This is a genomic window from Rugamonas violacea, assembly GCF_016461825.1.
In the GTDB taxonomy this organism is placed as follows: Bacteria; Pseudomonadota; Gammaproteobacteria; order Burkholderiales; family Burkholderiaceae_D; genus Rugamonas.
In genome coordinates this window covers 30191-39512 of record NZ_JAEMNU010000035.1, presented here as the reverse complement: position 1 = coordinate 39512, position 9322 = coordinate 30191, and the positions used below count along the sequence as shown (strand labels likewise).

Here is a 9322-nt window from a genome sequence, read left to right as displayed (position 1 = left end):
TTCCGCTCCTGGGTTTGGCAGGCCCGCCGGCCCGCATCGAGCCCGCCAAGGACACAACATGAACGACAAGAAAAACTACGGCTTCACCACCACCATCCTGCACAACGACCGGCGCAAGGGCATCGAGCACGGCTCGCTGCACAAGCCCATCCACACCTCGGTGGCCTTCGGCTACAACGACGCGCGCCAGCTGGCCTCCGTGTTCCAGGGCAAGGAGCCGGGCTTCCGCTACGGCCGCCAGGGCAACCCCACCGTCTCCGCGCTCGAGGACAAGATCAACCAGATGGAGCAGGGCGTCGGCACGCTGTGCTTCGCCACCGGCATGGGCGCCATCGGCGCCGTGTTCCAGTCGCTGCTGCGCGCCGGCGACCACGTGCTGTCGTCGTCCTTCTTGTTCGGCAACACCAACAGCCTGTGGCAGACCGTCGCCGGGCAGGGCGTGGCCGTTTCCTTCGTCGACGCCACCGAGGTGGCCAATGTCGCCGCCGCGCTGACCCCGGCCACCCGCATCGTCTTCGTCGAGACCATCGCCAACCCGCGCACCCAGGTCGCCGACCTGAAGCGCATCGGCGAGCTGTGCCGCCAGCGCGGCATCCTCTACATCGTCGACAACACCATGACCACGCCCTACCTGTTCCGGCCCAAGTCGGTCGGCGCCGGCCTGGTGGTCAACGCGCTGACCAAGTCGATCTGCGGCCACGGCAACGCGCTGGGCGGCAGCCTGACCGACACCGGCGCCTACGACTGGCACGCCTACCCGAACATCGTCGAGAACTACAAGAAGGCGGCGCCGGCGCAATGGGGGCTGGCGCAGATCCGCGCCAAGGGCCTGCGCGACTTCGGCGCCTCGCTGGGGCCGGAGGCGGCCCACCACATCGCCGTCGGCGCCGAGACGCTGGCGCTGCGCATGGAGCGCACCTGCGCCAACGCGATGGCGCTGGCCAAGTTGCTTGAGGCCGACGCGCGCGTCGCCGCCGTGCATTACCCGGGCCTGGCCTCGCACCCGCAGCACGCGCTGTGCGGCGAGCTGTTCCGCAGCTACGGCTCGCTGCTGAGTTTCGAGTTGAAGGACGGCATCGACTGCTTCGACTTCCTCAACCGCCTCAAGCTGGCCATCCCCGCCAGCAACCTGGGCGACACGCGCACGCTGATCATCCCGGTCGCCCACACCATCTTCTACGAGATGGGCGCCGAGCGCCGCGCCAGCATGGGCATCGCCGAGTCGCTGATCCGCGTCTCGGTCGGCATCGAAGACAGCGCCGACCTGCTCGACGACTTCAGCAGCGCGTTGGAAGGCTGCTAGGCGCCAGTCCGCAGTCGCAACGCAAAAAGGCAGCCCGGTGCGAACCGCGCTGCCTTTTTTTGACGGTTAGCGTGCCGAACCATCGATCTTGATCGTTGTCCAACGAGTTGCCTTCGAAGGTGGACGGACCACGAAACGGCGTCAACAGCTCCCGCCAGGAATGCTCTCGCCAGTCCGAAGATTGACTCCCAAAAAACATCTGTAGCCATCGCTGGGCTGATAAGCGCACCACAGATCCCGCTTTCTGCGGAGGCGTTCACCTTTCTCTGAGCTGCAAGTCACCTTTGAATCAGGATATAGGGAGTCGAAAATTTCTTTTGCAGCTGGGCCGCTGATCTCAATGGCAAGCTTGCGATCATTTTTCGTGGGCGCTTGCTCGTTCCCCAATTCGCCGGAGTAGATGGTGTATTCGGCCGCTTTGAGTGGTTTGGCTGGAGCAGGCGAAACTTCTTTTCCCTGGGCATGGCCCGCTGAAAGCAATGCGCTTGCTAGGGCTGTGAACAATAGTTTTTTCATCTCAAGACAGCCCGAATGTCGACGTGGAAGTGGTTGTCGTGGCCTACCCAGTGCTGGACGCCTGGAATGTCTGAGTCGTTGAACAGCACATTCTTGACGGAGGGATGTAAGTAAAAGATATCGATTAGTTTTGCTGTTGCCTCTTGGTCGTACTCGCGTTCGAACCGAGTGACGGGCAACTGGCGGCCGTCGACCCGCAGCACTCGAATGTCTACCTGCAATCCGTCCTTGTGGCTGCCGTGCTTTCCGTACTTGCCGCCGCCGGCCAAGCTAATGTTTCCAATGCCGAACTTTCGGGCATCGATGGCCTGCCACTCTCGTTCGACGAAGAATAGGACGGACATCAATGCTGGATGGCCGAACTGGCCGTCGCCGTCACCTGGTGTGCCGTACACGTAATAGCCTGCGTCTTCGGGGGCCTGGGGAAGCATGAAAAACCCACGTGGGTCCTTGGGTTGGAGTTCGAGCATTGGCGCGTCCATTACACTACCCGATTGGCCGAGAGATCCCAGCCGCCGGCAGTGTTGCCGCCAGCGCCGCCGCTGATTTTTTGCTGACTGTACTTCCACTTCACTTTTGAAAATTTCAGCCCAATGGAGTCGTGCAAGATGTCGCCTTCATGCACCGCCTGATTGATGCTGCCGATCAAAACGTTTTCGAGTTCGACTTCGTAATACTTCACGCGCTCGCCTTGGCCGTCGGCTCGCATAAATTCTATCCGTGCTTTGGGGATGGTCTTGCCAGCGGAGCAGGTCTGCAACAGGAGTGGAGAGGACAGGTCCGCGAGCTTGGTGATCGACAGGCACTGATGTTCGCACCGTTCGGCTGTGTGGCCGCCACCCGTCGACGCGGTGGCGCTTTTGGGCTGCCGCACGCCCCAATGGGCCGAGGTGACCTCGATCCATCCGGAGTGGCCGAAGTCGGTTGATTCGCCTTTGATGCCATCGATTTGCAGGTAGACGTCGATTGCCATAATGCCTCCATGAGCGGTTGGGAAGTACAGGAGGCATTGTTGTTCCGTTGTCGTATGTGGAAATTGGGGCGTGTCAAGCCATGTGCGACAAGTATGGGATTCCTGAATTTTCTTAGGCGAGTGGACGCTCTGATCAAATCAAGCATTGACTCGTATCTGAAGCTGGGCATTCTGTCACATTGCGGAATGGGATCGTGGCCGCAAATCAGGCGCTAACCACCCGCATCGTCTTCGCCGAGACCATCGCCAACCCGCGCACCCAAGTCGCCGACCTGAAGCGCATCGGCGAGCTGTGCGGCGAGCTGTTCCGCAGCTACGGCTCGCTGCTGAGTTTCGAGTTGAAGGACGGTATCGACTGCTTCGACTTCCTCAACCGCCTCAAGCTGGCCATCCCCGCCAGCAACCTGGGCGACACGCGCACGCTGATCATCCCGGTCGCCCACACCATCTTCTACGAGATGGGCGCCGAGCGCCGCGCCAGCATGGGCATCGCCGAGTCGCTGATCCGCGTCTCGGTCGGCATCGAAGACAGCGCCGACCTGCTCGACGACTTCAGCAGCGCGCTGGAAGGCTGCTAGGCGCCAGTCCGCAGTCGCAACGCAAAAAGGCAGCCCGGTGCGAACCGCGCTGCCTTTTTACTTTTGTTGTCTGGATGAGAGGGGGGGCGAGCGCCAGTCGCGCCCCGTCGTGGCCGCCTAGTGCCAGGTGCGCATCAAGCCCACCGCCAAACCTTCGAGCGCGAACTCGTCGGCCTCCGGGTCGACCTTGATGATCTTGAAGTCGGGGTTCTCCGGCAGCAGTTCGATGGTGTTGCCGGTCTTGCGGTAGCGCTTGACGGTGACGTCGTTGCCGATGCGGGCGACGACGATCTGGCCGTTCTTGGCGCTGTCGACCTTCTTCACCGCCAGCAGGTCGCCGTCCATGATGCCGGCGTCGCGCATCGACTCGCCGCGCACCTTGAGCAGGAAGTCTGGCTTGGCCGAGAACAGCGCCGGGTCGACGTTGTAGCTGGCCTCCAGGTTCTCCTGCGCCAAAATCGGCGAGCCGGCGGCGACGCGGCCGATCAGCGGCAGCGACATCATCAGCGAGGCCGGGATCTTCGACGCCGGCGCCTCGGCGTGCACGCCGAGCAGGCGGATGCCGCGCGAGGTGCCGGCGGCGATCTCGATGGCGCCCTTGCGCGCCAGCGCCTGCAGGTGCTCCTCGGCGGCGTTGGCCGACTTGAAGCCGAGCTCGTTGGCGATCTCGGCGCGGGTCGGCGGAAAGCCGGTGTTTTCGATCGCGTCCTTGATCAGGTTGAGAATTTGTTCTTGACGTGCGGTGAGCTTGATCATCGGTGCCCTGGGGACTGTGGATATAGACAGTCTGTATTTTTGTACAGTGGGCGCCCGAATGCAAGGGGATTTGTTGCTTTTGGCGAAATAATGCACAAATCGCCCTCGGCGGCGCACGAGCGCACCCGGCCGCAGCCGATCTGGCCCGGCGGCAACGACGGCATTGAGCTTTGCGTGAAAAGCTGCTATAGTAGCCGGCTTACCTCTTCCCACACTTGTCTTGACGCCAAGGTGGGCGTTTATCCGTCCTTAAGGAGTTTGCATGCGTCACTATGAAATAGTATTTATCGTCCATCCGGACCAGAGCGAGCAAGTGCCCGCCATGATCGAACGTTACAAAGCCAGCGTAACCACCCGCGGCGGTTCCGTTCACCGTGTTGAAGATTGGGGCCGTCGTCAAATGGCTTACTCGATCCAGAAACTGGCCAAAGCACACTACATCTGCCTGAACATCGAATGCGACAACGAGACCCTGGTCGAGCTGGAAACCGCGTTCAAATTCAATGATGCCGTGTTGCGCCACCTGACCGTTCGTATGAAGAAAGCGGAAACCGCTCCTTCGCCGATGATGAAATCGGTACAACGCGAAGATGCGGCGAAATCCCATCGCGCTGAAGCTCCAGCAGCCGCTCCTGCTCCTGCAGCGGCCTGATTGTCCGGGAATCTGAGCTGAACCAGCTCCAGTTTATCGCCCTCATCGCCGAACGGGACGCCTTGCGCTACACCCCGGCCGGCATGCCGATCGTCAACGCTGTTTTGCAGCACCGGTCGCAGCAGATGGAGGCGGGCATCGCCCGCTTGAGCGAGTTCGAAGTGTCCGCGGTCGCCGCGGGCGAGATTTCGGGCCGCTTCAGCCAGACGCCACTGGGTGGACTGTACCAGTTCACCGGATTCCTGAACAAGAAGACCCGCAATAGCAAAAGCCTGGTGTTTCACATCATTGATTTTAGTGCTGTCCAAGACAGCGCACCTATTTAGATACAGGAGCCTCAAATGGCATTCGGTAAAAAGTTCGACAAAAACAAGCTCAAGCTGAAAGAAAAGCGCAAGCAACAAAATCCACTGTTCAAACGTAAGAAGTTCTGCCGCTTCACCGCAGCGCACGTTGAACAAGTCGATTACAAAGACGTAGACACGCTCAAAGATTTCGTCCAGGAAAACGGCAAGATCATGCCAGCACGTCTGACCGGTACCAAGGCGCACTACCAGCGCCAAGTTGACACCGCAATCAAGCGCGCCCGCTACCTCGCGCTGCTGCCTTACACCGATCTGCACCACGCTTAATCGCGTTGCTCAGATAAGATCCTGGAGAGAACTATGCAAATCATTCTGTTAGAAAAAGTCGTTAATCTCGGCAACCTCGGCGAAGTCGTCAAAGTCAAAGACGGTTACGCACGTAACTTCCTGATTCCGCAAAAAATGGCCCGTCGCGCTACCACTTCCGCAGTGGCAGAGTTCGAAGTCAAACGCGCCGAACTGGAAAAAGCCGCTGCCGTCAAATTGGCCGCCGCCCAAGCCCAAGGCGAGAAACTGAACGGCATGACCGTGTCGGTTTCGCAAAAAGCTGGTGTCGATGGCCGTCTGTTCGGTTCCGTCACCAACTTCGACATCGCTGAAGCGCTGACCAAAGCTGGTTTCGCGGTCGAAAAAGCTGCCGTGCGCATGCCTACCGGCCCGCTCAAGACCACCGGCGAGCACGCCGTGTCGGTCGCACTGCACACCGACGTGGTGGTCGAAGTGACCATCGCCGTCGTGGGCGAAGCAGCCTAAGTTTGACACGGGCAGCGATGCCCGTTTGACATGCTGCATACATAGAGAAGCCGGGCTTGCCCGGCTTTTTTATTGTCTGTTGCACTTTGGTTGGGGAAAGTTTTTTCTCGCCAGATTTTTTTGCCGAGCGACTAAGCAGGTATAATTCGCGCCATGAACGCCCCCTCAGATCCACAAGTAGATTCACTCCGCATCCCGCCGCATTCCATCGAAGCAGAACAGTCCGTCATCGGCGGCCTGCTGCGCGACAATGCGGCGTTCGACCGCATCGCCGACTTCATGCATGCGGAGGATTTCTACCGCTACGACCACCGCATCATCTTCGAGCAGGTGGTCAAGCTGATCAACGCCTCCAAGCCGGCCGACGTGATCACCGTGTTCGAAGCGCTCACCTCGCTGGGCAAGGCGGACGACATCGGCGGCCTGGCCTACCTGAACGCGATGGCGCAAAACACGCCATCGGCGGCCAACATCCGCCGCTACGCCGAGATCGTCCGCGATCGCGGCATCCTGCGCAAACTCATCACGGTGGCCGACGAGATCTCCGGCCAGGCCTTCAGCCCGCAGGGCAAGGAGGTCAAGCAGATGCTCGACGAGGCCGAATCGAAGATCTTCGCCATCGCCGAGCAGGGCGCCCGCGGCGCCCAGGGCTGGATCGCCGTGCAGCCGCTGCTGACCCAGGTGGTCGAGCGCATCGACGAGCTCTACAGCCGGGAAAACCAGAGCGAGATCACCGGCGTGCCGACCGGCTTCATCGACCTCGACCGCATGACCTCGGGCCTGCAGGCGGGCGACCTGGTGATCGTCGCCGGCCGTCCGTCGATGGGCAAAACCGCGTTCTCGGTCAACATCGGCGAGAACGTGGCGATCGAGGCCGGCCTGCCGGTGGCGATCTTCTCGATGGAGATGGGCGGCGCCCAGCTGGCCATGCGTATGCTCGGTTCGGTCGGCCAGCTCGACCAGCACCGCCTGCGCACCGGCCGCCTCAACGACGAGGACTGGCCGCGCCTGACCCACGCCATCCAGAAGATGAACGACGCCCAGTTGTTCATCGACGAGACGCCGGCGCTGAACCCGATCGAGCTGCGCGCCCGCGCGCGGCGCCTGTCGCGCCAGTGCGGCAAGCTCGGCCTGATCATCGTCGACTACCTGCAGCTGATGACCGGCAGCCAGCCGGGCGACAACCGCGCCTCCGAGATCTCGGAGATCTCGCGTAGCCTGAAGGGGCTGGCGAAAGAATTGCAGTGCCCGGTGATCGCCCTGTCGCAGCTGAACCGCTCGCTGGAGCAACGTCCCAACAAACGGCCGGTGATGTCCGACTTGCGCGAATCGGGCGCGATCGAGCAGGATGCCGACGTCATCATCTTCCTGTACCGCGACGAGGTCTACAACCCCGACTCGCCCGACAAGGGCACCGCCGAGATCATCATCGGCAAACAGCGTAACGGCCCGATCGGCGCCGTGCGGCTGACCTGGGTGGGCCAATACACCAAGTTCGGCAACTACAGCGGCAACCTGGCGCTCTACCAGGGCGACTAATCCTCTTTGCGCCGTCCGGACCACCGGCCGGCCATCAGCAGTAACCACGAATCAATGAACGGAGAATGACATGTTTGGACGCTTGATGCCCACCGAGGGCAAATTTTTTGACCTGTTTAACCAGCACGCCGACCTGTGCGTCAAGGGCGCGAAAGAGATGTTGGCCTTGATGACCAACTTCGACGATCTGGAAAACCGCGTGCACGCCATCGAGAGCATCGAGAAACAAGCCGACAAGATCACCTACGCCACGGTCGACATGCTGCACAAGACCTTCATCACGCCGATCGACCGCGACGACATCCACAAGCTGATCACCCGCATGGACGACATCCTCGACCTGATGGAAGACGCCGGCCAGACCGTCTCGCTGTACGACCTGCATTCGGTGACGCCGGAAGCCAAGCGCCTGGCCGAGCTGGTGTTGGCCTGCACCGAGAAAGTGCGCGACGCCGTGGCCCTGCTGCACAACATGGACAACTCGCGCCAGATCGTCGCCATCTGCGAAGAGATCGACCGCCTGGAGTCGGACGCCGACCACGTCATGCGCGCCGCCATGTCCAAGCTGTTCCGCGACGAACCGGACGTGCGCAACCTGATCAAGATGAAGGCGATCTACGAAATTCTGGAGACGGTCACCGACCGCTGCGAAGACGTGGCCAACATCATCGAAGGCATCATCGTCGAAAACGCCTAAGCGCCGGCGCCCGAATTTGTTCAAGCGAAAAGAATAATCCATGCACACCCTACAAATCAGCATCTACGTACTCGGCCTGTTGATCGCCCTGGCGCTGGTGTTTGACTTCATGAACGGCTTCCACGACGCCGCCAACGCGATCGCCACGGTGGTCTCGACCGGCGTGCTCAAGCCGCAGGCCGCCGTCGCCATGGCCGCCGCCTTCAACTTCATCGCCATCTTCGTGGTGGGGCTGGGCGTCGCCGCCACCGTCGGCAAGGGCACCATCGACCCCGGCGTGGTCGACCAGTACGTCATCTTCGGCGCCCTGGTCGGCGCCATCGCGTGGAACCTGTTCACCTGGTACTACGGCATTCCCTCGTCGTCCTCGCACGCGCTGATCGGCGGCCTGGTCGGCGCCGCGGTGGCCAAGTCCGGCACCGGCGCGCTGGCCGGCGGCGGCCTGCTCAAGACGGTCGAGTGGATCGTTTTGTCGCCGCTGCTCGGCTTCATCTTCGGCTCGATCATCATGCTGCTGGTGTCGTGGATCTTCGTGCGCTCGACGCCGCGGCGGGTCGACAAATGGTTCCGCCGCCTGCAACTGGTGTCGGCCGCCAGCTACAGCCTGGGCCACGGCGGCAACGACGCGCAAAAGACCATCGGCATCATCTGGATGCTGCTGATCGCCGCCGGCCACAGCTCGGTGGCCGACAAGTCGCCACCGCTGTGGGTCATCATCTCCTGCTACACGGCGATCAGCTTCGGCACCTTGTTCGGCGGCTGGCGCATCGTCAAGACCATGGGCCAGAAGATCACCAAGCTGAAACCGGTGGGCGGCTTCTGCGCCGAAACCGGCGGCGCCTTGACCTTGCTGATGGCCAGCTTCTTCGGCGTGCCGGTGTCGACCACCCACACCATCACCGGCGCCATCGTCGGCGTCGGCTCGGCGCAGAAGATGTCGGCGGTGCGCTGGGGCGTGGCGGGCAACATCGTCTGGGCCTGGGTGTTCACCATCCCGGCCTCGGCCTTCGTCGCCGCCATCGCCTGGTGGGTCGGCCATCACATCATGTGATCGACCGCGCGCGGACGTGAAAAAAGGGAGCCTCGGCTCCCTTTTTTGTTGCGCGCTCCGGTGGCGTGGGGCGATGCCGTCCAGCCTAGGCGCCGGCGGCTTCCAAAGCCACCCAGAGGCGCGGAGCCGGGGGGGGGGG

The 9322-nt window shown here is 61.8% G+C and carries 12 protein-coding genes and 1 pseudogene; 9 read left to right on the top strand and 4 right to left on the bottom strand.

The window, feature by feature from the left end; all coding sequences use genetic code 11:
* Window positions 1–58 precede the first annotated feature (58 nt).
* Window positions 59–1303: a cystathionine gamma-synthase family protein gene (locus tag H7U20_RS07275; RefSeq protein WP_199518939.1), complete on the top strand. Its 1245-nt coding sequence runs from the start codon at window positions 59–61 to the stop codon at window positions 1301–1303.
* A gap of 141 nt (window positions 1304–1444) precedes the next feature.
* Here H7U20_RS07275 and H7U20_RS07270 read toward each other — a convergent pair whose 3' ends face one another.
* From H7U20_RS07270 to H7U20_RS07260, 3 genes are read right to left on the bottom strand one after another with little or no spacing between them, the layout of a single operon-like run.
* The gene (locus H7U20_RS07270) at window positions 1445–1819 is read right to left on the bottom strand and encodes a hypothetical protein (RefSeq protein WP_199518938.1); all 375 of its coding nucleotides are present in this window, start codon (window positions 1817–1819) and stop codon (window positions 1445–1447) included.
* Entirely contained in the window at window positions 1816–2289 is a 474-nt protein-coding gene (locus H7U20_RS07265) for a penicillin-insensitive murein endopeptidase (protein WP_199518937.1), read from the bottom strand. The genes H7U20_RS07270 and H7U20_RS07265 overlap by 4 nt, the downstream gene beginning before the upstream one ends.
* 11 nt (window positions 2290–2300) lie before the next feature.
* Window positions 2301–2792, bottom strand: a complete 492-nt coding sequence (locus H7U20_RS07260; RefSeq protein WP_199518936.1) for an Hcp family type VI secretion system effector — start codon at window positions 2790–2792, stop codon at window positions 2301–2303.
* A 290-nt stretch (window positions 2793–3082) separates the two neighbouring features.
* Between H7U20_RS07260 and H7U20_RS07255 the strand changes: the two are divergent.
* Window positions 3083–3370 (top strand): annotated as a pseudogene (locus H7U20_RS07255) (PLP-dependent transferase); the annotation flags it as partial.
* Between the two features lie 117 nt (window positions 3371–3487).
* Here the strand turns inward: H7U20_RS07255 and lexA are convergent.
* Window positions 3488–4126: a transcriptional repressor LexA gene (gene lexA / locus H7U20_RS07250; RefSeq protein ID WP_093387862.1), complete on the bottom strand. Its 639-nt coding sequence runs from the start codon at window positions 4124–4126 to the stop codon at window positions 3488–3490.
* 262 nt (window positions 4127–4388) lie between these two features.
* On the opposite strand from lexA, the gene rpsF reads away from it, so the two are divergent.
* The 7 genes from rpsF (at window position 4389) to H7U20_RS07215 (ending at window position 9183) form a co-directional block, all read left to right on the top strand.
* Window positions 4389–4778 (top strand): 30S ribosomal protein S6, encoded by a 390-nt coding sequence (gene rpsF / locus H7U20_RS07245; RefSeq protein WP_093387864.1) that lies wholly within the window; start codon window positions 4389–4391, stop codon window positions 4776–4778.
* Between the two features lie 17 nt (window positions 4779–4795).
* Window positions 4796–5104 carry a primosomal replication protein N gene (gene priB / locus H7U20_RS07240; RefSeq protein WP_199518951.1) on the top strand — a complete coding sequence of 103 codons (309 nt, stop codon included), beginning with the start codon at window positions 4796–4798 and terminating at the stop codon, window positions 5102–5104.
* Window positions 5105–5119: 15 nt separating this feature from the next.
* Window positions 5120–5410, top strand: coding sequence for a 30S ribosomal protein S18 (gene rpsR, locus H7U20_RS07235; RefSeq protein WP_028104935.1), 291 nt, complete (start codon window positions 5120–5122; stop codon window positions 5408–5410).
* Window positions 5411–5443: 33 nt separating this feature from the next.
* Window positions 5444–5896: a 50S ribosomal protein L9 gene (gene rplI / locus H7U20_RS07230; RefSeq protein ID WP_199518935.1), complete on the top strand. Its 453-nt coding sequence runs from the start codon at window positions 5444–5446 to the stop codon at window positions 5894–5896.
* Window positions 5897–6049: 153 nt separating this feature from the next.
* The gene (locus H7U20_RS07225) at window positions 6050–7435 is read left to right on the top strand and encodes a replicative DNA helicase (protein WP_199518934.1); all 1386 of its coding nucleotides are present in this window, start codon (window positions 6050–6052) and stop codon (window positions 7433–7435) included.
* A 70-nt stretch (window positions 7436–7505) separates the two neighbouring features.
* Entirely contained in the window at window positions 7506–8132 is a 627-nt protein-coding gene (locus tag H7U20_RS07220) for a DUF47 domain-containing protein (protein WP_093387870.1), read from the top strand.
* A 40-nt stretch (window positions 8133–8172) separates the two neighbouring features.
* A complete protein-coding gene (locus tag H7U20_RS07215; protein WP_199518933.1) occupies window positions 8173–9183 on the top strand; it encodes an inorganic phosphate transporter in 1011 nt (336 codons plus the stop codon).
* Window positions 9184–9322: the final 139 nt, after the last annotated feature.